Origin of the sequence: uncultured Mailhella sp. (genome assembly GCF_944324615.1) — a bacterium.
Classification (GTDB): Bacteria; Desulfobacterota; Desulfovibrionia; order Desulfovibrionales; family Desulfovibrionaceae; genus Mailhella.
This window is the reverse complement of sequence record NZ_CALUWY010000007.1, coordinates 49,422-75,219: the sequence shown is the minus strand read 5'-3', so window position 1 is coordinate 75,219 and position 25,798 is coordinate 49,422. Positions and strand designations below refer to the sequence as shown.

The following is a 25,798-nucleotide window of genomic DNA, read 5'->3' as shown; positions in this document are numbered from 1 at the left end:
TGCCTTCGGCGGAACCTTCCGTCAAAGCGCAGAGCGCCGTTTCTTCGGAAGTTCCGGACAAGGCCGCGGAAGTGGCCTCCGGCGACAAGGGCGGAGCGGAAAGCATGGCCTCTGCCCATCCGGCGGAGAAAGGGGCGGAAGCTGCGGAAGCTCCGGCGCAGGCAGCGGCCGCGCCGTCACCCGCATTTTCTGCGGGGGCATTACAGGGCGATGCGGCCGCAGCGCAGCCCGGGACCTCGGCTGCTTCGGGTGCCGTGCCTTCGGCGGAACCTTCCGTCAAAGCGCAGAGCGCCGTTTCTTCGGAAGTTCCGGACAAGGCCGCGGAAGTGGCCCCCGGCGACAAGGGCGGAGCGGAAAGCATGGCCCCTGCCCATCCGGCGGAGAAGGGGGCGGAAGCTCCGGCGCAGGCAGGGGCCGCGCCGTCATCCGCGATTTCTGCGGGGGCACCGCAGGGTAATGCGTCCGCGCAGTCCGGGGCGGAAAAAACATTGCAGCAGTAGCATGATAAAAAGGGCCGGGTTCCTCAGGGAGCCCGGCCTTGTTATTATCGGAAAAGAGAAGCGGCGTGTCAGGCGGCGTTTTCCGGGGTATGCAGCAGCTTCAGCGCAAGGGCGAAGGCGTCTTCCGGCGTGACGCGCAGAAGGCACTGGGGATCGTTGCATTCGGTTTTGGAACAGGGCTGGCAGGGCAGGTCGGGGCGCAGCTCCGCATGGATGGGGGAAGGGTAGCGCCATGCCGTGCCGGAAGCACCGGGAATGATGAGGCTCGGCACGTTGAGCGCGGCCGCCATGTGGCGCGGGGAGGAGCAGTTGCCCACAAGCAGGGCGGCTTCGGCCAGACAGGCGGCGGAAAGGCGTATGTCCGGCAGAGGCTCGGGCACCAGAAGATGTTCCTGCCCAAGGCCCGCATCGAGACAGAGCTTCTGCAGGGCGGCGATGTCGGCTTCCTCTCCCGGGCCGCGCAGCAGCAGAAAGCGCAGAGAGGCGTCATGCCCGGCAAGAAGGCGCATGAGGGCGGCAAAGCGTTCCGCAGGCCAGCGCTTGGAGGCGCGGCGGTGCGTGGAGTCGATGGCGACAAGGCGCTGTCCCTCTTTGAATCCGCAGTCTTTCAGAATTTCCCGTGCGCGGCGGCGTTCTTCCTCCGTAAGGTAGATGCGGGGGCCTTCCCCCTGCCAGTGTATGCCGAGAGGCGCGAGAAGGGAAACCTTGGTCTGCGAGGCATAGCCTTCCTCCGGCCGGACAAGGCAGTTGTAGCGCAGGCGGGAAAAGATGGAGGAGGGGAAGGAAAGGCGCACGGGGGCGCGGCTCATGAGCGTCATCATGCGGCAGCGCGGAAGCTGCTGCAGGTCGATGACAAGGTCGAAGCCAAGGGCGGCCACCTCACGGTAGAAGGCCAGCTGGCGGAAGAAGCCGCCTTTCTTTTCAATAAGGTGAAAGGCGTGGATGAAGGGATTGTGGCGCAGCAGGGGTTCACATTTTTTTTCCGTGAACAGGTGAAGTTCCGCTTCGGGGAAGCGCCGTTTCAGAAGCTCGAACACCGGTGTGGAAAGCAGAACGTCGCCTATCTGCCGCTGCTGGCAGACAAGGATGCGCCTGGGGCAAAACGTGGAAAGATCGTTCATGGAAATCCTTTGCGCCCGTGTTCAGGGGCGGCGGGGAAACGGAAGGCCCGTCAGGCCTGCGGGGCCTTTTTCCAGTAGGCCAGAAATTCCTGATTGCCCTTGGGGCCCCGGATGGCCGCAGGGGTGACGCCGAGGCAGGTGAGGCCTTCGCCTTCCATGAAGCGGAGCACCCTGTCCACGGCTTCCTGTCGAAGGGCTTCGTCGCGCACCACGCCCTTCACCGTCTGCCCCGGGCCCACTTCAAACTGCGGCTTGATGAGGCCCACGGCAATGCCGCCTTCCTTCAGCCAGCGCAGACAGTGCGGCAGAACCATGGTGAGGGATATGAAGGACACGTCGGCCACGATCATGTCCACCGGTTCCGGGATGAGTTCCGGCGGGGCCGTGCGAAGGTTCACGCCTTCGCGGGAAATGACGCGGGCATCGGCGCGCAGGCGTTCATGAAGCTGGGCGTGTCCCACATCCACGGCGTACACGCGCGCGGCTCCGTACTGAAGCAGGCAGTCGGTAAATCCGCCGGTGGAGGCTCCCGCATCCAGGCAGACGAAGCCGGTCACGTCGATATGATACTGTTCCAGCGCGGTGAGCAGCTTGTAGGCTCCCCTGCTGACGAAGCGTTCCACGCCCACAAGCTGGAAGCGGGTGGTGATCTTGTAGGGGTGGCCGGGCTTCTGTACCGGTTCCGGGGCTTTTCCGGGGTTCTCCTCATCCGGGGCGAGGGCCACTTTTCCCGCCATGATGAGGCGGCGGGCCTGTTCCTTGCTTTCGGCAAGTCCCTGTTCAAATACAAGCTGGTCGGCGCGGGCCTTGGCTATCATGATATGCTCCTTTGGCCTTTGTTTGTACCGGCAAGAAAAAGGGATGGCAAGAAGGAATGCTTCATGCCCGGCCGGCCGGAAATGCTCCGGATTTTCCGCGTGAGGCCGCAGGGAAGGTCCGCCCTGCCTGTTATTCGTCCTGCGTCTTTTTTTCAGAGGCCAGCGCCATGACCAGAGCAATGAACCATAACACGCCGGTAACGATGCCGCACCAGGTAAACACGCGGATACAGGTCATTTTATCGGGGGGAAGATGTTTATTTTTTCCAATGCTGATGGGGAGGGTGAACACATGGAAGACGAGGACCAGAACTGCCATGACCATGCACAGGAAAAGGATGCTTTCCGGAAATTCCATGGCGGGTATCCTTAATATGGAATATTGATATACGGTATATATATCCTGAAGATGATACTGCGGCAAGGACCTGCAGGGGCTGGGGCGATGTCTGGAGAAAAGGGCGTGTGCGGCAGATAAAAAAATCCGGCAGAGATGCTTTGTTCAGCAGTCTCTGCCGGATGACGGGAAGAAGTGAGGCTGATCAGTCGCCTTCTTCGGCGGCGAAGCGGGCCCCGGCCTCAGGGTCGAGGTCGCCTTCCCAGCGGGAAACCACGATGGCGCCGGTGGCGTCGCCGAGGACGTTGACGGAGGTGCGGGCCATGTCCATCACACGGTCGATGCCGGCGATGATGGCAATGCCTTCCAGCGGAATACCCACCTGGGTGAACACGATGGAGCTCATGAGAAGACCGGCTCCGGGCACGCCCACGGTGCCGATGGAGGCCAGCACGCCCACGAGAATGACTTCAAACTGCTTGTCGAAGGGCATGGGGATGCCGTACAGCTCGGCCACGAAAATGGCCACCACGCCCATGTACACGGCCGTGCCGTCCATGTTGATGGTGTTGCCGAGAGGAATGGAGAAGGAGGCCACGGGGCGGGAAGCGCCGAGCTTCTGCACCTGGATGAGGTTGGTGGACAGGGCGGCGGCGCTGGAGCAGGTGGTGAAGGAAATGATCATGGGCGCGGCAAGCATCCTGAAGAACAGGGACACGCTGAGGCCGCAGGCCTTCACCAGAGGCATGTAGCAGAGGATGACGTGGCAGAGGCAGGCCACATACATGACGCCGATGACCTTGAGCAGGGGCAGCAGCACGGCCGCGCCGTGGCTGGCCACGGTGAAGGCGATGAGGCCGAATACGCCGAAGGGGGCGTAGATCATGACCATGTTGGTCACCTTGATCATGACTTCGGCGCAGCCTTCAAAGAAGGAGAGCACGGTTTTGCCCTTTTCGCCCACGGCGCTCAGGCCGAAGCCGAAGATCATGGCAAAGAAGATGACCTGCAGCATGTTGCCCTTGCTCATGGAATCGATGGGGTTCAGCGGCACGATGTCGAGGAACACATCCATCATTCTCGGAGCCTGAACGGCCTGCGCCTTCAGCCCTTCGGTGGAAAGGTTGAGTCCTTCACCGGGGTTCAGGATATTGGCGAACAGAAGGCCGATGAACACGGCCACGGCAGTGGTGCAGAAATAATAGATGAGCGTCTTGGATGCCAGACGGCCGAGCTTGCTCAGATCGCCCACGCTGGCGGCGCCCGCAACGATGGTGGTCAGCACCAGGGGCACGACGACCATGCGGATAAGGTTGATGAACAGCTGGCCGATGGGTTTGAACCAGGCGGTGTCGAACCCCATGGAGGGCGCGGCAAGGCCGGCAGCCACACCGAGGGCCATGCCTATGGCCATCTGCGCGGGCAGGCTGATGCGGGTTTTCATGGAACTTCTCCGATACGCAAGCCGCCGCAGAAAAAGCGACGGGAAGAATGGCAGGGGCGTCCGGCCGCCTGCTGCTCCGTGCGGCGTCCGGCCGTGTAAGGGGTCCGTTCTTTTACAAAATCGGAAAAAGAGCGGGACGCCTGACATCTTTTCCATGAAAGAATCCATCTGTCAAGCCGTAGATGCTGAGCCGCCGCAGGGCGGAATATGACTCTTTTGTATAATTTCGGAGAGCGTCTCATGAAAAAAGGTCAGGCGGGGAGGGCGTTTCGGAGCATTTGCCATGTTCTGCACTTTAGGGCATAGTCGCTCCGGGTTCGGAAACGCTGAACGCTGGCGCAGAGAGGGAGGAGATTGCGCCTTTGCCCCGGAGGGGCCTGTTGCCGTGCCCTCTGGCCCCGATTTGTTCACCTTTTTCACCGTGTGCTTGAGAACCACGTTAAAAACAAGCTATGAAACAGTATTCCTTTTCCGCGACGTTCATGACCCTCGGCATCGTGTTCTGCAGCTGCCTCATCCTTTCCAATCTTCTGGCCGCCAAGATATTCATGCTGGGTTCCTTCGCTCTGCCTGCGGCCGTCATCATTTTTCCCGTTTCCTACATCATCAACGACTGCATTGCCGAGGTATGGGGCTTCCGCCGGGCGCGCTTCATCATCTGGACGGGTTTTGCCATGAACTTTTTTGTGGCGGCACTCGGGCAGGCGGCCGTGTGTCTTCCCCCTGCGCCCTTCTGGGACGGGGCGGAGCATTTCAACTATCTTTTCGGCCTTGCCCCCCGCATTGCGGCCGCGAGCTTTCTCGCCTTTCTGGCGGGTTCCTTCCTGAACGCCTATGTCATGAGCCGTATGAAGGTGGCTTCCCACGGGCGGTATTTTTCGCTCCGGGCCATCGTTTCCACGCTGCTCGGCGAGGGCGTGGACTCGCTCATTTTCTTCCCCTGCGCCTTTGCGGGCATCATTCCCTTTTCCGACATGATCCCCATGATGCTGGCCCAGACCTCGCTGAAGACGCTTTATGAAATCCTCGTTCTGCCCGTGACCATCCGCGTGGTGGCCTTCATCAAGCGCACGGAACAGACCGACGTGTATGACGAGGGCATTTCCTACAACATTCTGAAAGTGCGCGAGATGGCCTGATGAGCGGCGCGCTTGTGGTATTCAGCGGCGGTCAGGATTCCACCACCTGTCTTTTCTGGGCGCGGGAGCGCTTTGAGAAGGTCCGGGCCGTCAGCTTCTTCTACGGGCAGAGGCATCGCCTGGAACTGGACATGGCCCGCGCCATTGCCGAAGAGGCGAAGGTGCCCTGGGAGGTGCAGGACGTGAGCTTCATTTCCCGCATCGGGAAAAGCTCCCTCACCGACGAGGGCATGACCATGGACAGGGAGGTGCCGGAAGGGGGCTTTCCCAACACCTTCGTGCCGGGGCGGAACCTGTTCTTCCTCAGCATCGCCGCCGTATGCGCGCGGGAACACGGCATGAGGGACATTGTGACCGGCGTTTCCCAGACGGACTTTTCCGGCTATCCCGACTGCCGGGACACCTTCATCCGTTCCCTGAACGTGTCCCTCAACCTGGCCATGGAAGAGCAGTTCATCATTCACACGCCGCTCATGTGGCTCGACAAGTCCCAGACCTGGGAAATGGCCGACAGACTCGGCATCTTCGACCTTGTCCGCCGCCGCACGCTCACCTGCTACAACGGCATTCCGGGCGACGGCTGCGGAGAATGCCCTGCGTGCAGGCTGCGCAGGCACGGGCTGGAACAGTACCTTGAACGGAAAAAGCGTTCCGGCGAAGGGGGCCTCCCTTCTCCGGCGGGAGAAACGGCACATGAATGACAGAGAAAAAGAGCATCTCACGCAGCTTGGTTCCCCCACGCGCTACCGGCAGGATTATGCCCCGGAAGTGCTGGAGACCTTTGAGAACAAACACCCTGAACATGATTACTGGGTGCGCTTCAACTGCCCGGAATTCACCAGTCTCTGCCCCATCACGGGTCAGCCGGACTTTGCGGAAATACGCATCGAGTACATTCCCGACGTGAGAATGGTGGAGAGCAAGAGCCTCAAGCTCTATCTGTTCAGCTTCCGCAATCACGGCGATTTTCACGAAGACTGCGTGAACATCATCATGAAGGATCTCATCCGCCTCATGGATCCGCGCTACATCGAAGTGACGGGCATATTCACGCCCCGGGGCGGCATTTCCATCTACCCGTACTGCAACTACGGCAGGCCGGGCACGAAATATGAGGAAATGGCGCAGTACCGCATGCTTCATCACGACATCTGAACAGGAGGGGCCTTCCGGCCCCTTTTTCGTATCGCGTATTTGACAGGCGCCGGGCGCGGCAGATACCGTTGCGGGCCGTCATGGCGCCATGCGTCACGGACATTCCCGGGCAACCGGAGGCCGGAGGATATTTCATGCTGCACCCATCCTTTTCTCTGAAGGATCTTTCCGCCGGGGACGCGCGCATGGCGCTTTCCGTCGCGCGCTTCACCCGGGAGGAACTCGGCGTGCCGCTTTCCGGGGAAACGCTGCTCATCGCGCTTTCCGGCGGAGCGGATTCCACGGCGCTTCTGGTCATATTCTGCGCTCTGCGGGCAAAGTACGATATCAGCCTCTTTGCCGCGCATCTTGACCACGGCCTCAGGGCGGAGAGTGCGGAGGAGGCGGAGGCGGCGGGAGCCTTGTGCCGGGAACTCGGCGTTCCGTTTTTTTCGCGGCGTGAAGACGTGGGGAAGCTTTCGCAGGCATGGCGCTGCGGCGTGGAGGAGGCGGGGCGCAGGGCGCGTTATGCCTTTCTTGAGCAATGCCGCCGGAACGTGGGCGCGCGGTGGATTCTCACGGCGCATCATGCCGGAGATCTTGCCGAAGATGTGCTCATGCGTCTTGCGCGCGGCGCGGCATGGCCCGGACTCGGCGGCATGGAAGCGGTGGTGGAGGAAGAGGGCCGGCGCGTGCTCCGGCCGCTGCTCATGCTGGAAAAAAAGGAGCTTTCCGGCATGCTGGAGCGCCTCGGCGTGTCGTGGCGGGAGGATGCCTCCAATGCAAGCCTTGCCTGGAGACGCAACCGCGTGCGGCATGAGATCATGCCCCTGTTTCTGGCGGAAAATCCCCGCTTTCATGAAAGCGTACGCCGGATATGGCGCTGTGCGCAGAGAGACAGGCGCGCCTGGAAAGAGCGGCTCGCTTCGCTCTCTGAGGAGTCGGACGGCGGCATTCTGCTTGCCGACGGGGTGCTGAAGGGGCTGGACGGAGCGGACAGAATGCGCTGCATGGCTGAGGCCGTGGAGCGCCTCGGCGGAGAGGCCCGGGCCGACACGCTGGAGCGGGTGGAGGCTGCATGGCTGAGGCGGCTTTTCCCCCGGCGCTTTTCCTTCGGCGGAGGGGTGAAGGCCGAGCTTTCCGGCAGGGGGCTTCTGTTTCACCGCGCCCCGGGGCGCTGAGTCTTTGTGAAGGCCCTGTTCCGGGGCTTTTTCCCCGCGCGTTGCCGTGTGTTTTGTGCATGAGCTCTCTCTCATTGTCTGCCGCGGGGCGCTGCGCACTGTGCCGCAAGCGTTCAAAGCTACTACCATTCTCATTGTCTGCCGCGGGGCGCTGCGCAAGGCCGCCCGTGCCCTCTGTATGGCAGGCTTGTGCATGCTTTTTTTCTGCATCTTCGCCCGAACGCATGTTCCTGCCTCGGAAAAGGGCCCGGAAAGGGGCCTTTTACTGTAACACTATGCAAGAATTACCCGTGAGGCGGGGTTACGCGTGGAATTTCTGATAAGAAAAAATATAACATTCAGAGATTCTTTACAAAAAATCCTTACCAAATCTTTCCGACGCCTTCTTCAGGCACAAAAAAGGCTTTTGCCTTAACCTTGCCAGCTGGTGTAGGGTGCTTACTTAGCAGCAGGGAGGGCGGAAACACCGCCTTCCATTTTTCTCGCGAGGAGTTTGACATGCCGCTGTACGATTTTGAATGTAAGGCCTGCCGGCACACCTTTGAGGAGCTGGCTTTCGACGACGATGATGTGATCCGCTGCCCGAAATGCGGCTCCGAAGATACGGCCCGCCTGGTTTCCGCGCCCAGCCCCCTCAAAACCGGGGCCTTTCCCTTCAAGATAGGGCCGCGCCCGGCATGGATGAACGACAAAAGGCTCAACCGCAACAGCCCCTGCCACGGCAACTGCTCCTCCTGCGGGAGTTCCACCGGAGGGACGGAATAGGACGGATCGGCCGCCTGTTTTTACAATGGCGCGGCACATCCCCCCGGCATAGTATGACAAGCAGAGAGGCAACGCCTTCTTTCGCATACATTTTTGATTCGACAAGGAGATCCTATGAACGGCATCCTTAAAAAAACGGCTCTTGCCGTTACCGGTTTTGTTTTTCTGGCTTCGTCCGCCTCTGCGGCGACCACGTTGCCCACGTTTGCGCCTCTGGCCAGGGAGGCGGGTCCTGCCGTGGTGAACATCAGCACCGAGCGGGAAGTGGAAAGCCCCGTGATGGGCATGTTCAACTTCCCGGGCATGGAGCGTTTCTTTGATCAGTTCGGCGGCCCCTTCGGCAATATGCGCCCCGGCCAGCCTGCGCCCAAGCAGAAGAGCACCGCCCTCGGTTCCGGCTTCATCATTTCCGCCGACGGCTACATCGTCACCAACAACCATGTGGTGGAAGGCGCCGACAAGGTCACCGTGAAGCTCAACGGCGACAAGTCCGCCGGTCTTCCCGCCAGGATCGTGGGTACCGATGAGGAAACCGACCTTGCCCTGCTCAAGGTGGAAAGCAAGGACAAGCTTCCCGTTCTGAAGTTCGGCAATTCCGACGCCATGGAAGTGGGCGACTGGGTGGTGGCCATCGGCAACCCCTTCGGCCTGAGCAACACCGTGACGGCCGGTATTCTGAGCGCCAAGGGCCGCGACATCCATTCCGGCCCCTTCGACAACTTCCTGCAGACCGATGCCTCCATCAACCCCGGCAACAGTGGCGGCCCGCTCATCAATATGGAAGGTGAGGTCATCGGCATCAATACCGCCATTTCCGCCAACGGTCAGGGCATAGGCTTCGCCATCCCGAGCAACCTTGCCTCCCGCGTCATCGACGATCTGCGCGTCGGCAAGAAGGTCAGCCGCGGCTGGCTCGGTGTGACCATTCAGGATGTGGATGAAAACGTGGCCAAGGCTCTGGGTCTCAAGGACGCCGGCGGCGCGCTCATCGGTTCCGTCATGCCCGGCGAACCTGCCGACAAGGCCGGACTGCGTGCAGGCGACGTGATCATCCGCGTGGGCGACCATGACATCGACAGCGCTTCCGCTCTTACCCGCAGCGTGGCGAACCTCAAGCCCGACACCAAGGTGGATGTGGTCGCCATGCGTAACGGCAAGGAAGTGAAGGTGACCGTGAAGCTCGGCGAACGCGCCTCCCACAGCACGGTTGCCAAGAACGGCGGTCAGAGCGACGGTGCGGAACTCGGTGTGAGCGTACAGCCCCTCAGCCCTGAAGACGCCCGTGCCCTCCAGCTTTCCGGCGACGTGAAGGGCCTGCTGGTGGTGGACGTGAAGAACGGCAGCGCCGCGGCTGAAGGCGGCGTGCGTCCCGGCGACGTGATCCTTTCCGCCAACCTCAAGCCCGTGACCAGTGTGGATGAGCTTGCCTCCATCGTCCGCAAGGACGGCAAGGAACGCGGCGCGCTCATGCTGCAGATCAACCGCCGCGGCGACACCTTCTTCCTTACGGTGACGCTGGATCAGAAATAACGGCCAGGAAAAGGCGGGCATGTCGCCCGCCTTCCCTCCGCGCTCCCGGTTTTTCCGAAAAGAAAGGCCGGGAGCGCTTTTTTATGCCTCCGTACCTCTGGACGAAATGGTTTTTCTTTCCTATTTTTCCTCCACCGGCGTCTTGGAGGGCGCGGGTGAGCTGTGCCGAGCCATAATCGGTTTCTTTCGTCCCAGGGAGTTTCTATGTCTGTTTCACCCTTTAAAAACTCGGGATCACGTCTTTTCATGGCGGCCGTTCTCGGCTTCCTCGCCGCCATGGGCCCCCTCTGCACGGATCTGTATCTGCCCGCCCTGCCCGGCATGGCGGCGGAACTTTCCAGCAGCGCTTCACAGATGCAGCTCAGCATCACCGCCTGCCTTCTGGGGCTTTCCCTCGGGCAGATCGTTCTCGGGCCGCTCAGCGACGCCCGCGGCCGCAAGCTTCCACTGCTTTTTTCCCTCGTCGTGTTCATTCTGGCATCCTTTCTCTGCTCACGGGCCTCGGGCGTGGGGGAACTTGTGGCTCTCCGCTTCATTCAGGGGCTGGCGGGCAGCGGCGGCGTCGTGCTTTCACGCGCCATTGCCTGTGACCTTTTCCGGGGAACGGAGCTGACGAAATTCTTTTCGCTGCTCATGCTCATCAACGGCGTGGCCCCCATCTTCGGCCCCGTCATCGGCGGCCAGATCATGAACTTCTTTGAGTGGCCGGCCATTTTCCTCTTCCTCATGCTCTGCGGCGTGGCCCAGTTTTCCCTGGTCTTTTTCGGCTGTCCGGAAACGCTGCCCAGGGAAAAGCGTGTGCAGGGTGGGATGGGCCATTCCCTCCGCGCCATGTTCCGTCTTTTCGGCAACCGGGTCTTTGTGGCCTACATGCTGATCCAGGGCTTCGTCATGGCGGGATTTTTCGGCTACATTTCCGCCTCCCCCTTTGTGCTTCAGAATCTCTACGGCCTTTCGGCGCAGCAGTATGCCCTGTGCTTCGGGCTCAACGGCTTCGGCATCATGATCTTCGCCCAGATAACGGGGCGTCTCTGCACCGCCCATGGTGACAGAAACCTGCTCTTTGCCGGCGCCGTGCTTTCCCTCGTCGCGTCCGTATGCGTGGCCGTGGTGGCGCTGCTGCATCTTCCCGTGGGCTTCATGATAGCGGCGCTTTTCGTGTTCGTGTCGTGCATAGGCATTACCACCACCACGAGTTTTTCCCTGGCCATTGCCTCGCAGCAGGGGGGCGCGGGCAGCGCTTCCGGGCTTCTGGGCGTGACCTCCTTCGTGTTCGGGGCGGTTGCTTCCCCGCTGGTGGGCCTCGGCGGCTCAAGCACTGCCGTGCCCATGGCCGTGGTGGCCGTGGCTACGGGGCTCTGTGTGCTGTTCTTCTTCCGCATGGCGCAGAAGAGCGGACGAAGGGCCGGGTAGGCATGGTGTTCCGGTACTGAACCGGCGTACAGCCGGAATTTCCGGGTGATTATGAAAAAAGGCGGGCATGGTTCCATGTCCGCCTTTTTCCGTACCTGCGTAAGGTCAGGCTCTGCTTCCGTGCATGACATGCACGGCACATCCCAGTCACGGGTCAAAGGCGCGTACCAGCCTTCCCGCATTCACCGGATTGTTCTTGTCGGGAACAGGAAGGCCCACCAGCGCCTCTTCCATGGGGCCGCGCAGTCCGGCATCGTCACGGGGTGAGGCGTTCCACAACGTGGCGGGCAGAATCTGATAAAAGCTCAGGCGGCCGTCCTTCACCTTCAGACAGTGCATGAGCGAACCGCGCGGCGCTTCGGTAAGGCTGTATCCTTCACCGTCCGTCATGTCCGGCAGGGGCGCAAGGGTGCTTTCCCCGGGAGTGAGGGCGTTCAGCCATCCTTCCATGGCCTCGGCCACCATCCATGTTTCCTCCGCCCGGGCCAGATGCCTGCCCATGATGGAGAACACGAATGCTTCGCCGAGTTCACAAAAGTGCGTGGCGTGCCTGCCGAGGTGCTTCGGCGCAAGTTCCCGCCCCATGGGAGAAAGTTCGGTATCATTGATCCACAGCCGTGCGTGCGGTCCCACTTCCATGGGCATGCCGTGGTACCGTGCGGCCTTGGAAAAGCTGTAGGCCCCGGCCTTGTCCAGATCCACCACAGGAGGCGGAGAACGGAAGGGACTGCCGCCGGACTGTTCGGAAAACCACGAATGGCCCACGTTTTCCATGACCTTGTCCGGCTCGAAGGGGTACAGCCTTCCGCCTGCCCACACTCCGGCATGCAGGGAATGACTTCCCGTATCGGGGTGGGGAAACACGCCCATGCACAGGGCGTTTGCCCAGCCTCTGCCCACACGGGCAAGGTCGGCATAGCGTTCCGAAAGCAGGTAGAGCAGCGGAACGTAGCGCTCTTCAATGAAGGTGCGCACCTTTTTCAGGCGGGAGCGGAAGGCTTCCTTTTTTTCGGAGGTGACGGCGGAGGAGGCTCCGCCGGGCACGATGCCGTGTACATGGGGCATTCTTCCGCCGAAGACAGCCGCCATTTCATGGCACAGGGCGCGGATGTCGAGAGATTCCAGATACTGTGCAAGCATCATGGCCGTGGCCGCCTCGCCGAGACGGAGGTCGGATTTTTTCCGGCGGGGAAAGAACGGCGGTTCGGCGGGCCCCTGGAAGAAATCCTGACTGGAAAGCTGATAGAAGCTCAGGATGTGCGACTGAAGAAAGTTCGCGCCCTGCATGAGATTTCTCAGCAGCACGCCGTTGCGCGGGCAGTCGATGGAGAAGGCGTCCTCCAGTGCCATGCAGGAGGCGAGGGCATGGGAAACCGGGCATACGCCGCAGATGCGCTGCACGATCTGCGGCGCGTCCGTCGGGTCGCGCCCCATGAGAATGGTTTCAAAGCCCCGGAACATGCCGCCGGTAAGCCATGCGTCGCGGACCATGTTTCCATCGACCTCCAGCCGGGCCTTGAGGTGTCCTTCAATGCGGGTAACGGGATCTATGGCAAGGGAGACAGCCATGGTTGTTCCTTTGTTCTCCTGCGGCAGAAGCCGTCAGGGCGTGTTGTGAAGCGTTTTTTCCGGGCGCGGGCTTTGCAGGAGGCTCAGGTCCTTTTTCGGTAGAAGGGCGACTGCCCGTCGGGGAAGTCGGGCTGTACGCAGCCTATGCACAGCGCGTTTTCCACGCACCAGTTCACGCGGCCGTTCCAGCGGCGCAGGGGGGAATCGCACCATGCCCCCGGTCCCTTGCAGCCCGTGCCGTAGCGGCAGCCCGACTTGTCCGCAAGGTTTTTTGCCATGCGTCCTTCGTCGAACAGGTAAAGGTAGGGGCAGTTTTCGTGGGTGTTGTTGCCGTAGAAGGCAAGGGGCCTGCCCTGACTGTCGAGCTGCCGGGTCATCTCCGCCACGCCTTCGGCAAGTCCTTTTTCTTCCACGGCCGCCAGCAGCAGAAGGAGCGTGCCCACCATCCAGTCGGGGTGCGGCGGACAGCCGGGAATATTGATGACCGGGGTCTTTACCCCTTTTTTCCTGAGAAAATCACCCACGCCGCAGGCGCCGGTGACGCAGCCCCTTGCCGCGCTCACGCCGCCGTAGGCCGCACAGCCGCCCACGGCCAGAAGGGCGGCCGCCCCGGGGGCCAGCTTTTCCAGAATGACGGACAGGGGAAATTCCTCGTGACCGGCTTCGCCTATGACGCAGTAACGCCCGCCGTCCTTTTCGGAAACCGCGCCCTCCACCGCCAGCAGATACCGGCCGGCGCTTTCCTTCGCCGTGCGCAGCATAAAGGACATGGCTCCTTCCCCTTCCTCCGCCATGAGGGTGGGGTGGAAATCCATGCGTATGACATGCAGCAGCACTTCGGCTATGGTGGGATGAAGACTGTTCAGAAGAGAGACGGAACAGCCCGTGCAGCCCATGCCCTGCAACCAGAATACCGGCGGCCGCACGGCAGAGAGCGTTTCGGCAAGCGCCCGGGCGACACCGGGATCAAAGACGCCCGTCACGCCGCCGAGTGCCGCCGCCCTGAGGGAAGAGCGCAGAAAACTGCGCCGTGAAAGCGGGCGCAGCGCGCCCTGTCTGCCTTTGTCCATGGAACCTCCCGGAAAACGATGAGGGAACATGCAGCTCAAGGGTGGCGCAATCCCGGTGATTCGGCCATGATTTTCCGCCGGGCGCTTCTGTGGCCGGGCGGCGATTCCCGCGCGGAGAAAGGCGGGCGCGGCATGATTTTTCTTTTCATTCTTATTGACAATCGTTCTTATTATTGTTATCTGATTTCAGACAAGAGATCAGTGTTTTTGAGGAGCGAACATGCCCAAGACAAGGATGACAAACCAGCGCCGGATCATTCTTGAGGAATTGCGCAAGGTGGACACACATCCTACCGTTGATGAGCTTTACACCATCGTCAAGGCGCGCATGCCGCATATCAGTCTGGGGACGGTGTACCGCAATCTCGATCTTCTGGCCGACATGGGTGAAGTATTGAAGATTGATTCCGCCGGAACCATGCGTCGTTTCGATGGGAGAGTGGAGCCTCACCGCCATGTGCGTTGTCAGGTCTGTGGAAAAGTGGCCGACGTGTTCACCTACGAGGCGGATGATCCGGGCATAGGGGCGCTTCGCGTCCCGGGGTTCAGGATTACCACCGTGCGTGTGGAATACGACGGTATTTGTGAGGAATGTGAGCGCAAGGCCGCCGAAATGGCGGACGAGATGCAGGCGTCGAATCAGAGGCGCGCCTGCTGATACCCCTTTCTCTGCCACCAGGAGTTTTTGCCATGAAATCTTTGAAGGGAACCCAGACGGAAAAGAACATTCTCACCGCTTTCGCCGGTGAATCTCAGGCCCGCAACCGCTACACCTACTTCGCCTCCCAGGCCAAGAAGGACGGTTATGTGGAAATGCAGAAGGTCTTTGAGGAAATCGCCAATCAGGAAAAGGAACATGCCAAGCGCCTGTTCAAGTTCCTTGAAGGCGGCGCCGTGGAAATCACCGCCACCTTCCCTGCGGGCGTGATCGGTTCCACGCTGGACAATCTGAAGGCCGCCGCCGCGGGTGAAAACGAGGAACATTCCGACATGTATCCTTCCTTCGCCAAGGTTGCGGATGAAGAAGGTTTCCCCGCCATCGCCGCCGTGATGCGCAACATCGCCGTGGCCGAACAGCACCATGAACAGCGCTTCCTTGCCTTTGCCGCCGCCATTGAAGCCGGCACCGTGTTCAAGTCCGACAAGCCCCGTGTGTGGCGCTGCCAGAACTGCGGCTATGTGCACGAAGGCCTTGAAGCTCCCGAATCCTGCCCGGCCTGCGCGCATCCCCGTGAATATTTTCAGGCTCTCTGATTCCTGCGGGTAAGCTTCTGATGTCCTGCCCCCTTCCGTCCGTACGGAAGGGGGCTTTTTTCATGCACGGGGCGCTTCCGGCTTTTTTGCGCGGCCTGCCTTTCCTGCCGGCCATGCCCGGAGAGGGGCGCTCCATGCGGAATATCAGGCCTCTTGAACTTCAGGGGAGGGGAAGGTATCGTCGCTCTCCGGTACGGCTGCATGATGTTGCCGGAAAAGGGGGCTGCACGGTGTGCATCCTGCACAACACCCGGAAAAAGCAGGCTTTTGTTCCCGCCGGTGCGGCCGTATGCCGAACATTCCATGCCGAGGTGACAAGAAGAGATGACGGAAGACATGTCCAGACAGCGTTCGCTGATGTTTCTTTCCCTGCTCTGTTTCGCGCTTGCAGACGTGCGCGACGGGCTGGGGCCGTTCCTCGGCGTGTATTTTCAGCAGCAGGGCTGGGCTCCCGATGAAATAGGCTTTGTGATGACGGCGGGGGGGCTGGCGGAACTTTTCTGTAATACGCCTCTCGGCGCACTGGCCGACCATACGCGCTTCAAGCGGGGGCTCATCGCTCTGAGCGTCATACTCATCGTGATCGGGTGCGGCATGGTGTTCTGCTGGCACGGCGCCCTGGCGGCGGGCTCGTCCAAAATTCTGCAGAGCGTTGCGGCGGCGGCCGTCATGCCCGCGCTTACCGGCATTACGCTCGGTATGGTGGGGCAGAAGGGGCTTCCCGCGCGCCTCGGCGTCAACGAGGCGTGGAGCCATGGCGGCAACGCGGCAACGGCGGCGCTGAGCGGGCTGATCGGTTACTTTTTCGGCATCATCGGCGTGTTCTTCGTCATGACCGCCATGGGCTTTCTGGCCCTGTTCAGCCTTTCGCGCATCAATCCTTCCCATATTGACTACAATGCGGCACGCGGGCTGGACAGAAACGGCGCGGAGCCGAAAAAGCGGCATCTGCGCGACGTGCGCCTGCTCTTCGGCGACAAGGCTCTTCTGGCCGTGGCGCTCACGCTGTTTTTCTTCCATCTCGGCAACGCGGCTCTTCTTCCGCTTCTGGGGCAGTCGGCCGTGGCGCGCTTTGAGGTGAACGGCGCGGCCTATACCGCAGGCACCGTCATTCTTGCCCAGGCCACCATGATTCTTGTGGCCCTGTGGGGTTCGCGCGTGGCGCAGAAAAAAGGCTACGGATGGCTCTTTCTTCTGGCGCTGCTGGCTCTTCCTCTGCGCGGGGCCATTGCAGGGCTCTGGACCAGCCCCTGGAACATTCTTCCCGTGCAGATGCTGGACGGGGTGGGGGCCGGGCTTCTCGGCGTGGCCACGCCGGGCATCGTCGCCCGGCTGCTTCAGGGCAGCGGGCACATCAACATGGGGCTCGGGCTGGTGCTGACCATTCAGGGGGTTGGGGCTTCCCTCAGCAATACCTACGGCGGGCTCTTTGCTCACCATGCAAGCTACAGCGCGGCCTTTCTCGCTCTGGCCGCCGCGCCCTGTCTGGGGCTTGCGCTCTTTCTTGCCGCCATACGCGCCATGCCGTCCCTTGCAGGCACGTTGAAGCCCGTGGAGGGACATACGGCGTAGTTTTCCGTCAGGCGCTTTCCCTGCCTGCGGCGTGCCGGACAGCGCTTTTTTTTTGGGGGGCAGGGCCTGCCGCGCAAGGCGGCCCGTTTCCGTGCCTGTCTGCCGCAGGCGCAGGACTGCGGGAAAAGGCCCGCCCTTATGCCGTTTGCCCGGAAAGGAAGGCAAGGTCGCATGCGGCGGGATATCCTGCCATGCCCCGGGCGGCAAGTACGGCGCGATTCACGGCCTTTCCCATGACATGGGCGGCCAGGGTGCCCACGGCGTCCAGGTTGGCGCGGAGATTTCCCGTGGAAAGCGCGTAGATGCTGTCGCCGTCGGCGGAGGTGTGCACCGGGCGAATGGTCCGGGCAAGCCCGTTATGCGCCATGGAGGCGATTTTCTTCAGCCTGCTTTTGTCGAAACAGGCATTGGTGACCACGGCTCCTATGGTGGTGTTCCCGGTAAAGAGGTTGTCGGCGCGCTCCGCGCAGGTGCGGAACAGCGCTTTCTCGCTTTCTGCAAAGCCGTTGCCCTCAGCCGTGAGCATTCCGGCAATCTGCCTGCCCGTTTCCATGTCGAACACGTCGCCGAGGGCGTTCACCGCAACCACGGCCCCCACCATGACTTCCCCCGCGCGCACGGCATAAAAGCCGATGCCTGACTTCATCATGGTTTCCACCCCGCCGAGCTTGCCCACGGTGCAGCCTGTTCCCGCACCTGCGTTGCCGCATGCGGTGTTGTTGCGGGAAGCGTCGAGGCAGGCCGCATAGCCCATGTCCGCATCGGGCCTTGCGTGCGCATCGCCGATTTCCAGATCATACAGACAGGAAGCGCATACCAGCGGAACATACGCAAAGCCGGTATCAAAGCCCCGGCCCTGTTCTTCCAGAAAGCGCATGACTCCTTCTGCCGCGCGCAGCCCGAAGGCGCTTCCTCCGCTCAGAAGCAGCGCGTGTATGCGCTCGCAGGAAGCCGTGGGGGAAAGCAGTTCCGTCTCGCGGGAGGCAGGGCCGCCTCCCCGCACGTCCACGGCGGCGGCCATGTCGGTATCGGCCAGAAGAACGGTGCAGCCGGTGAGGCCTTCATTGTCCTGCGCGTGCCCGGTGCTCAGGCCCGGGATGGTATGGAAGGGAATTTCGGTAAGAATGTCATCCATGGTATGTTCCTTTGCCGGAAGGTGCCGGCAGCGAGATTGCAGGAAACAGCGAGGGGCATGTTTTCATGGGGGCGTGCGGAGAACACGGCATGGGGGCGCCTTTTCCCGGGAAGTTTGTTCTGAGAACTCTCTGCCCGGCGACGTGGCGGCGGGCTTCCCATGCCTGCGCCGTTCCGGGGAAAACTGCCTTGCATGGTGCAAAGCACCCCGTGTTCCGGGAAGAGAAGCAGCCTTCCTTCATGCCAGAGGGAAGATACGGCGCGCAGGGGAAGGACGTTTCCGGACTTTTCCCGGAAGGCACGGGCGGAAGGGCGCTTCAGCGCCTCTGCGTGTTCCAGTGCGCGGCCACAGCCTCAGCCACAAGCGCGTGTCCCTGCCTGTTCAGGTGTATGCCGTCGAAGGAGAGCTGTTCCGGGCCGATGACGGGGCGCAGGTCGATGAAAGCCGTGCCGTCCGCCCGGCATTGCAGCACAAGATCATCCGCAAAGGCGGCATAGGAGGCGCGCACGATGTCCATGTCCACGGGGCCTTCACACCATGCTTCCGAGACAGTGTCGGAAATCTGCATGGGAATGCCCACGGTGGGGCGGATGCTCATGAGTCTTGCGCGTTCGCATATCCCGCGTATGTCCGCAAGGGGCACGCGAGTGCTCATGCCCATGAAAAGGTTGTTCAGCCCGCCCATGACGAAGAGTTCGTCGCCGGAAAGCTCCTGTTCCGCCATCTCGCCCGTGGTTGCGCCGTTGATGCCCTTGTTGATGAACGTGTGCCCCGTAAGCTGTGAGGCCAGTGCGCACCATGTTTCCGCGCGTCGTATGCCGTAGCCGTAGGTGAGGCTGTCGCCTATGCAGAGGATGTTCATGCCTTATGCCTTCACAATATCCATGAGCTTGTCGTAACTGTTCACCACATCGTAGGTGACGCGGTTGTTCGTGAGCTTTTCGGTCAGCATGGCAAAGAACTTTCGTGCACACGCAATTTTTGTTTCCTCCACGCCTCGCAACGCCATGGAAGACATGCTGCCCTTGGTTTCCGCAACAAAGTAAATATGTTTCACACTTCCCTCGCGGAAGGCGATGGCCCAGTCGGGATTATAAGGACCTACCGGCGTAGGAATGAAAAAGCCGCTCGGAAGCTTGGCGTACACCACGACATCCTGATCCGTGTCCAGTTCCTTGACAAAGCGACGCTCCACGCCCGACTGGGTAGCCACATAGTCATAGACATGCTTCTGGAGCTTCCGGCCCGGGTCCCCCTCCAGCCTTACCTGCGCCTCGGTAAAAATATTGCTGTCGTAGCTTTCCGAAAGACAGTCATAACTCAGCCGTTCAATAATGCAGGTTGCCTTCTGTTCATTGATGATGCGCCCGGCTTCGGAAATGAAGTTTTCCGGGTTCTTTCGGAACATGTCAAACGTACTGGCATGAATGCCGGAAAGTATGGAAGCCAGCGTTTTCCGTGTCAGGTTCGTCAGTTCCGCGAGTTTTCCGAGCAGGTCGTACTTCACCAGAGAATGCACGGAAGCCTTGTTGTATGCGGTTTCCGTATTTTTTATGGTGAAGCCGGTTCCCTGTTCCAGATGTTCCGTGGTCATATTATCGTTCTGTATGCCGGTAACGACAACATATTTCAACGGGGTGACCTTCAATTCCGCATTCAACGTGTCGATGCACTTACGGATAAGCTCATCACTGTCGAAGTCCACTCGATAGACGGCCTTGTGATTGATGCGCCTCCAGAGTTCCTGAAATTCTTTTTTCTTGAAATTATCATTCAGGTGGTTGGTCCTGGATTTGCTTTCATCCGTTACAGGAATGCCCTTGGCGCAGAGGAACAGAGAATCGACCAGCGAAAGAATGCTTTCCCTGTACGGTTCAAGTTCGGGACACATGGGACAGAGCGTTTCCTGCGACCTGGCATCATGATACTTCTGAGAAATTTCATCGGTGGATTCGTCAATATAGTCATTCTTCAGAAGCCAGGCATGAATTCTGTTGGCCATGACGTCATCGACTTTTACGGAAGAGCCGTCCGCACCCTTCAGCACCTTGTTTTTGAAGAAGTCGGCATCGGCCTTGCGGGGCCGGTCGGAAATCGTTTCCCGTATTTCCTTCTGAAGGTTGGAGACAAAGTCCGTATAACTTTCACTGGTGACGACGGTCAGCACGTTCAGCTGATGCGTGGTTACAGGGTTATCCATGCGTTCGCCCTGCTGATTGACGCAGAGGCGAAGCCCGCGGCCCACTTCCTGCCTGCGGGATATGGTGTTGTCGCTGTGCTTCAGCATGCACATGACAAAAACATTGGGGTTGTCCCAGCCTTCGCGCAGAGCGGAATGGGAAAAGATGAAACGCGTCGGTTCCGCAAGAGAAAGCAGGCGTTCCTTGTCCTTCAGGATAAGGTCGTAGGCGTCCACATCGTCGGAAAGGCCCTTGTCCTCACCGCGTTTGATGACGGAAGGATTCACCAGTCTGTTTTTCTTGTCGATGGAGAAATAGCCGTTGTGCGTACGGTCTGCTGAAATGCTTTTCAGGTATTCCCGGTAACGCTCATTCTGTACCGGCAGGGTGTAGTGAAGCAGCTCATTGACCTGAAGATTATATTCCTCTTCGAATATGCGGGCGTACTCGCCCTTGTCGTCCGGCTGAGCGTAATCGCGGTATTTTGCGACTTCATCAATAAAAAAGAGCGACAGTACCTTGATGCCGAGAGGATAAAGCCGCATTTCCTTTTCCAGATGGGCGCGCACGGCTTCCCGAATCTGAAGACGGCGGAGCATGCCTTCATTCACGTTGCCAGAGGCTTCGCCCGTATGGAGCACGACGCCGTTGGTGAACTCCACAGTCCAGTTGCCCGCGTCTATCTGCGAGACGACATAGCCTTTGTATTCATCAAGGCCGCCGGATATCTCGAAGAGGTTTTCTCCCACGCCCGTTTTTCTGGTCATTCTTTTTATGGAGCCTCCGTTCTGCTTTATTTCCATCTCCATACGGGCAACGGGGGCTTTGGAGGAAACTTCTATGTCTTCCAGATACAGATAGGCGCTCGTACCGGGAAGCCCTTTGACGGCTATGCCGTGCACGCCGATTTTCTTCACCAGTTTCTGATTGTAGGCATCCAGCGCGTCCAGCCGGTGAATTTTGTTGTGCTCCACGCGGTGCGTGGCGGAATAACGGAGCATCATGAGAGGGTTGAACTTTTTCAGAGCCTCCAGTGTTTTCTTGCCTTCCATCTTCTGCGGTTCGTCCAGAATGAGAATGGGCCGGTTGGCGCTGATGACGTCTATGGGCCTGCGGGAGCCGAATTCATCCAGCTCTTCATAGATGCGCAGGTTGTCCTTGCCCGTGGCATTGAAGGCCTGAATATTGATGATCATGACATTGAGGCCGCCGTTGGAGGAAAAGCCTTCCAATGATGTCAGATTCTTGGAGTTGTAGATGAAGAAATGCACCTGCTTCCGGGCATAGGTGTCCCCGAAGTGTTCCGCCATGATGGAGAAGGACTTGTATACCCCTTCACGAATGGCGATGCTCGGCACCATGACGATGAACTTGCTCCAGCCGTAGCGTCTGTTCAGCTCGAACATGGTTTTAATATAGCAGTAGGTCTTGCCCGTGCCGGTTTCCATTTCTATGTCGAGATGAGGACAAAAAGCCGTTTCGCTCTCCCCGATATCCCTGCCCGCGCCGTCCTTCAGCGCTTTGGATACGGGCAGATTCTGCCTGAGCTGCACCTTCTGGATGTTCTCCAGAAGCTCCTTCCGGGAAAGAACGATTTCAGCGTTCTTGAACGCGGAATCCATGTCGGGGAGTTTTGAGTTCTTTCCGGGGTCCATACGGTACGAAACACCGGCAATATTGGGCTGACCGATAAAGCAATCCACCACGGATTCCACGGCGGCGGTCTGATACGGCTGAATCTTGAATTTGAGCTTCATGGGAGAACCTGCTTTTTCTTTCTGCACCGTTTCTTTTTAGCAACGGCTGCATAAAGAAATATCATATTGAAATAACAGGAATTAAAGCAAACGGACCGTCGGGCTTCAGCACCTTGCCTTCTATAGACGCATGGGAACTGCCTTCGGCAGGAAATCCTTTATGCCTGACGGGGCAGCAGAGAGGCCTGACGGAATATGGCCTCCACCAGCACGCCGAAGCTGTGGGAACGGTTGGAGCCGTTCAGCGAGAGGCACGGGCCGATGGCCCGGGAACCGGCAAGCTTGCTGTATCTGTTGCCGGTGAGCTTTTTAAGCTCCTCCGCCGCATTGGCAATGGTATCCGGCTTGCGGTAGGACTTTTTGTTCTGCTTTTCGGCAAGGGCAGGCATGTTCAATCCCTGCGCCACGGCTGCAAGGTCGCCGAGGAAAAAACTTTCAAGCTCATGGCAGGCAATGCGCACAAGACAGACGTCCGCCTTTCCTGTTTTCTTCGTAAGCTCCAGAAGACGCGCCTTGATGTCGAAGCAGTTTCCGGAATCCTGATCGCGCAGGATGATGAATCGGGAATCCGGCTCCATCCAGAGGCGGATTTTCCTTTCCATCTGTTTCTCCAGATCCTGCTTGCCGCTGAAGGTCATGTACTGCACATGCACGCCTTCCGGGACAAGGCGGGGAACAATGCCTTCCAGCATGTTCTTTGCCGATTCCTCTTCCAGCAGAAAGACAAGGGCGCTCATCGGGGGGCCACCTTACCGAAAAATCCCTGCTTCCAGAGTTCCCCCATTCTGTCTCCGTCCTTCATGTAGGCGGCAATCTGGGCGTTGTCTCTGGCGCGCAGTATGCGGGTAAAGCCGTTTTCCCCCTTCTCCAGCCAGAACACTTCGTCAAGCTCCACGGCATTGAGAAAGTCCGGCGAATGGGAAGATACCATGACCTGCCCGCCCTTTTCGGCATAGAGGCGGAACTCTTCCGCCAGTTCGCCCAGAAGAAGGGGGTAGAGCTGGTTTTCCGGCTCTTCCACGCAAAGGAAAGGATGAGGACGCGGGTCGTAGAGAAGCACAAGGTAGGCAAACATTTTAAGTGTTCCGTCGGAAACGTACCTGTCGATGAACGGATCCTTGAAGGAGGCGTTGCCGAACTGGAGCACCAGTCTGCCGTCCACGGTTTCCTCGGGAGTGATGTCGGTCACGCCGGGTACACGCCGCTTCATGGCCGCCACAATGGCATCATAGACATCACGGTGATTTTCAAGAAGGTTTTTGGCGACTCGCTGAAGGTTATCCCCGCTGGCGGAAAGGTGCTCGTATTCTCCGATGGCGTCCTTGGCACCGCGGGCCGCGCTGATGTGAAAGTCGGAAACATGCCAGTTTTCGATGGTCTGACGCAGGGCGTTGGCCGCCTTGAACTTCTGGAACTGTCCCAGCCCCTTGATGGCGAGAATGTCCTGGGCTCCGAGATCCTGCTCTTCTCTGTCCAGTTTTTCATCCGGCTTGTCAAAATCCTCTTCGTTGGTGATGGCATAGCCTCTGCCGTGGGAGAAATCGAGAAAATGGTAAGGAGAACCGTAGGAGCTTCTCTTATAGCGGAGCAGTTCCCTGACAATGGCCGGCCGGTTGTTTATCAGCGCTATTTCTATGCGATAGGTGACAAGGCGGTTCTTGTCGTTGATGGGCAGGCGGTATTGAATCTCAATGGCGATGCTTTCGTTCCTATGTCCGCGGGAAACGACTTCATGAAAGCCGCCTCTGACCTGAAGCGCCCGGGTCACGTTGTAGGTGAGGCAGTCTTTGAGAAAGCCGAACACGTCGAACAACGTGCTCTTGCCGGCTCCGTTGGCGCCGACAAACACGGCGAAAGGCGGGATATCGCGTATTTCGATATTCTGAAATACCTTGAAGTTGTGCAGGGAAATGGATTCAATCTTCATACGTGGCTCTCCTACAGGGACTTGACCAGCGTGCCGGGGGAAATCTGACGGAATATCTGGTCCACGTTGATTTTCACCGCGTCGGAGGCAAAGCCGTCGTCGCGGAACACGACGCGCAGAGGCTGAAGTTCGGCCAGTTCCTGCACGAGTTCTTCCGTGATGTTCTTGTCGAAGCAGGCGACAAGCGCGTTTTCATCCACAAGGTACACGTCTCTGCCCTGCCTCTTTTCCCGGCGGATGGGAAGGGAAAGGTCCACGCCCCAGTCCAGCAGCACCTGAAAGAGCAGGTCTTCGTCGGAACGGTCGTATTTGATGTTGCTCACCGCCTCCATGAGCGTTTTCTGCGTCACGGCGTCGGGGTTGTAGAACACGTCGTTCATGTTGGAGGAATCCACCTTCAGCACGCGGAAGCCGGTATCCAGCGAGGAGGCAGCAGGCTTTGCCGTTTCCAAAAGACTTCCCTGCCCCGTGGAAGAAACGCCCGTCTCTTTTGCGGCCAGCTCTTCCTTAATCTTCTTTCCGGCGCGGCGTATGCGCTCCTTGCTTATCTCCGCAATGGTTTTATAGCCTGCCCTGGCGGCTTCGCTCTTTTCGTCGCACACTTCCGGCAACTGCACCATGATGAAACGGCGATTCCCCCCGTCTTCCGCGTTGAGCTGCATCACGGCGTGGGCCGTGGTGGAGGAACCGGCGAAAAAGTCGAGGATGAGATCATTATTTACGCTGGTAATTTTTGTGAGATGATATATTAATTTTGAAGGCTTAGGGTGAGTAAAAAGTTTTCCTTGTCCAAAAAGTTCTCTAAGTTCGGCAGTTGCATCTTCATTCATTCCATGATTATCCCACCAAGATTCAGCACGAATTTTTCCTTGCATCCTTTCAGATGCAAAAACTTTTTGTACTGGTCTAGATTTTCCCGTTTTTCCAAATATAATTCTCTTTTCAGAAATTCGTTTTTTTACTTCTTCTTCATTAAAAACCCAATATCTTCCTTCAGGAGGATAAAAAATTTGTCCAGTAATTGGATTAGTAATAGGAAAATATGGTCCTTTATGATTTGCAGACAAATCCATGGTTGTCCAGTCACCGCGAGGATCATTATCAGGGTTTGAATAATTTTTCTCAATGTGTTTTTGTGTTATATTATATCCGATATCTGAAATTTTATTAATATTTTTTGAATATGATATAATATAATCATGGACAGGTGGAATAATTCCCATATTATTTCCATTAGTTTTTTTCTTCCATAATATTGTACCGATAGAATTATCCTCACCAAAAATTTCATTGCAAAGTTTTTTTAAATTTTCAACTTCGCTATCATCTATACTGATAAATATCACCCCGTCATCACTCAGCAGATTTCTTGCCAGCTTCAGGCGCGGATACATCATGCTCAGCCAGTCGGAATGGAAACGGCCGTTGCTTTCCGTATTGGCCACAAGGCGGCCGGTTTCGTCCTTCTGGCTGGAGCGTTCAAGATAGTCATCGGTGTTTTCGGCAAAGTCGTCTTCATAAATGAAATCGTTGCCCGTGTTGTAGGGCGGGTCGATATAGATCATTTTAACCTTGCCGAGATAGAATTCCTGCAGCAGTTTCAGCGCGTCGAGGTTGTCGCCTTCGATGAAGAGGTTCTGCGTGGTGTCGAAGTCCACGCTTTCTTCCCGGCAGGGACGCAGGGTTCTGGCTATGGGCGCGTTGGCGGCGAGCATGGCCTCCTTTTTGCCCGGCCAGTCCAGGCGGTAGCGTTCCCGTTCCCCTTCCACAATGCTGTTTGAAAGCTCCTGACGCAGGGCGTCGAAATCCACGACAAGGGAAAGGTTGCCGTTACTGTCCTTCGCTTCCGTCACGCAGTTGGGAAACAGTTCGCGTATGCGGGCAATGTTGTCCTGCGTCATGTCCGGGGTGTGCATCTTGAGCTTGTCCACGATAGGTTCCTTTCATCCGGG

22 protein-coding genes are annotated in these 25,798 nt (G+C 58.8%); 10 read left to right on the top strand and 12 right to left on the bottom strand.

Translation table 11 applies throughout. The annotated features are described in order from the left end of the window. Positions 1-568: 568 nt before the first annotated feature. The 4 genes from Q0K07_RS03295 to Q0K07_RS03280 all read right to left on the bottom strand — a co-directional run bounded on the left by Q0K07_RS03295 (position 569) and on the right by Q0K07_RS03280 (position 4,220). Entirely contained in the window at positions 569-1,621 is a 1,053-nt protein-coding gene (locus Q0K07_RS03295; RefSeq protein WP_294556372.1) for a glycosyltransferase family 9 protein, read from the bottom strand. Between the two features lie 50 nt (positions 1,622-1,671). Then, positions 1,672-2,439 carry a TlyA family RNA methyltransferase gene (locus Q0K07_RS03290; RefSeq protein WP_294556369.1) on the bottom strand — a complete coding sequence of 256 codons (768 nt, stop codon included), beginning with the start codon at positions 2,437-2,439 and terminating at the stop codon, positions 1,672-1,674. A 130-nt stretch (positions 2,440-2,569) separates the two neighbouring features. Continuing rightward, a complete protein-coding gene (locus tag Q0K07_RS03285; RefSeq protein ID WP_294556365.1) occupies positions 2,570-2,797 on the bottom strand; it encodes a hypothetical protein in 228 nt (75 codons plus the stop codon). 184 nt (positions 2,798-2,981) lie between these two features. Then, entirely contained in the window at positions 2,982-4,220 is a 1,239-nt protein-coding gene (locus Q0K07_RS03280) for a dicarboxylate/amino acid:cation symporter (RefSeq protein ID WP_294556363.1), read from the bottom strand. A gap of 452 nt (positions 4,221-4,672) precedes the next feature. Here Q0K07_RS03280 and Q0K07_RS03275 point away from each other — a divergent pair, with 452 nt between their 5' ends. From Q0K07_RS03275 to Q0K07_RS03245, 7 genes are all read left to right on the top strand, one after another. Beyond that, positions 4,673-5,359: a queuosine precursor transporter gene (locus Q0K07_RS03275; protein WP_294556361.1), complete on the top strand. Its 687-nt coding sequence runs from the start codon at positions 4,673-4,675 to the stop codon at positions 5,357-5,359. Continuing rightward, the gene (gene queC / locus Q0K07_RS03270) at positions 5,359-6,060 is read left to right on the top strand and encodes a 7-cyano-7-deazaguanine synthase QueC (protein ID WP_294556358.1); all 702 of its coding nucleotides are present in this window, start codon (positions 5,359-5,361) and stop codon (positions 6,058-6,060) included. Before Q0K07_RS03275 ends, queC begins: the two co-directional genes overlap by 1 nt. Then, entirely contained in the window at positions 6,053-6,514 is a 462-nt protein-coding gene (gene queF / locus Q0K07_RS03265) for a preQ(1) synthase (protein ID WP_294556356.1), read from the top strand. The genes queC and queF overlap by 8 nt, the downstream gene beginning before the upstream one ends. A 134-nt stretch (positions 6,515-6,648) precedes the next feature. After that, positions 6,649-7,674, top strand: coding sequence for a tRNA lysidine(34) synthetase TilS (tilS, locus tag Q0K07_RS03260; RefSeq protein ID WP_294556353.1), 1,026 nt, complete (start codon positions 6,649-6,651; stop codon positions 7,672-7,674). 498 nt (positions 7,675-8,172) lie between these two features. Further along, positions 8,173-8,439: a zinc ribbon domain-containing protein gene (locus Q0K07_RS03255; RefSeq protein WP_294556350.1), complete on the top strand. Its 267-nt coding sequence runs from the start codon at positions 8,173-8,175 to the stop codon at positions 8,437-8,439. A gap of 114 nt (positions 8,440-8,553) precedes the next feature. After that, positions 8,554-9,969, top strand: coding sequence for a DegQ family serine endoprotease (locus Q0K07_RS03250; protein WP_294556348.1), 1,416 nt, complete (start codon positions 8,554-8,556; stop codon positions 9,967-9,969). Positions 9,970-10,173: 204 nt separating this feature from the next. Then, entirely contained in the window at positions 10,174-11,382 is a 1,209-nt protein-coding gene (locus tag Q0K07_RS03245) for a multidrug effflux MFS transporter (protein WP_294556345.1), read from the top strand. Between the two features lie 147 nt (positions 11,383-11,529). Here Q0K07_RS03245 and Q0K07_RS03240 read toward each other — a convergent pair whose 3' ends face one another. Further along, entirely contained in the window at positions 11,530-12,951 is a 1,422-nt protein-coding gene (locus Q0K07_RS03240; protein ID WP_294556342.1) for a nickel-dependent hydrogenase large subunit, read from the bottom strand. 83 nt (positions 12,952-13,034) lie between these two features. After that, positions 13,035-14,021 (bottom strand): hydrogenase small subunit, encoded by a 987-nt coding sequence (locus tag Q0K07_RS03235; RefSeq protein WP_294556339.1) that lies wholly within the window; start codon positions 14,019-14,021, stop codon positions 13,035-13,037. Between the two features lie 220 nt (positions 14,022-14,241). Between Q0K07_RS03235 and Q0K07_RS03230 the strand changes: the two genes are divergently transcribed. The 3 genes from Q0K07_RS03230 (at position 14,242) to Q0K07_RS03220 (ending at position 16,847) form a co-directional block, all read left to right on the top strand. Further along, complete coding sequence (locus Q0K07_RS03230) at positions 14,242-14,679, top strand: Fur family transcriptional regulator (protein WP_294556336.1); 438 nt, start codon at positions 14,242-14,244, stop codon at positions 14,677-14,679. A 32-nt stretch (positions 14,680-14,711) separates the two neighbouring features. Next, positions 14,712-15,275 (top strand): rubrerythrin, encoded by a 564-nt coding sequence (rbr, locus tag Q0K07_RS03225; RefSeq protein WP_294556333.1) that lies wholly within the window; start codon positions 14,712-14,714, stop codon positions 15,273-15,275. Positions 15,276-15,611: 336 nt separating this feature from the next. Beyond that, positions 15,612-16,847, top strand: a complete 1,236-nt coding sequence (locus Q0K07_RS03220) for an MFS transporter (RefSeq protein ID WP_294556331.1) — start codon at positions 15,612-15,614, stop codon at positions 16,845-16,847. A 136-nt stretch (positions 16,848-16,983) separates the two neighbouring features. On the opposite strand, the gene Q0K07_RS03215 is transcribed toward Q0K07_RS03220, so the two are convergent. The 6 genes from Q0K07_RS03215 to Q0K07_RS03190 all read right to left on the bottom strand — a co-directional run bounded on the left by Q0K07_RS03215 (position 16,984) and on the right by Q0K07_RS03190 (position 25,777). Continuing rightward, complete coding sequence (locus Q0K07_RS03215) at positions 16,984-17,982, bottom strand: P1 family peptidase (RefSeq protein ID WP_294556327.1); 999 nt, start codon at positions 17,980-17,982, stop codon at positions 16,984-16,986. Between the two features lie 316 nt (positions 17,983-18,298). After that, the gene (locus tag Q0K07_RS03210; RefSeq protein ID WP_294556324.1) at positions 18,299-18,844 is read right to left on the bottom strand and encodes a GDSL-type esterase/lipase family protein; all 546 of its coding nucleotides are present in this window, start codon (positions 18,842-18,844) and stop codon (positions 18,299-18,301) included. Between the two features lie 3 nt (positions 18,845-18,847). Next, complete coding sequence (locus Q0K07_RS03205) at positions 18,848-21,919, bottom strand: DEAD/DEAH box helicase family protein (RefSeq protein ID WP_294556321.1); 3,072 nt, start codon at positions 21,917-21,919, stop codon at positions 18,848-18,850. A 158-nt stretch (positions 21,920-22,077) separates the two neighbouring features. Then, positions 22,078-22,656, bottom strand: a complete 579-nt coding sequence (locus tag Q0K07_RS03200; RefSeq protein WP_294556318.1) for a DUF4276 family protein — start codon at positions 22,654-22,656, stop codon at positions 22,078-22,080. After that, positions 22,653-23,846 (bottom strand): AAA family ATPase, encoded by a 1,194-nt coding sequence (locus Q0K07_RS03195; protein WP_294556315.1) that lies wholly within the window; start codon positions 23,844-23,846, stop codon positions 22,653-22,655. Before Q0K07_RS03195 ends, Q0K07_RS03200 begins: the two co-directional genes overlap by 4 nt. Positions 23,847-23,857: 11 nt before the next feature. Further along, positions 23,858-25,777 carry a site-specific DNA-methyltransferase gene (locus Q0K07_RS03190; protein ID WP_294556312.1) on the bottom strand — a complete coding sequence of 640 codons (1,920 nt, stop codon included), beginning with the start codon at positions 25,775-25,777 and terminating at the stop codon, positions 23,858-23,860. Between the last annotated feature and the right edge of the window lie 21 nt (positions 25,778-25,798).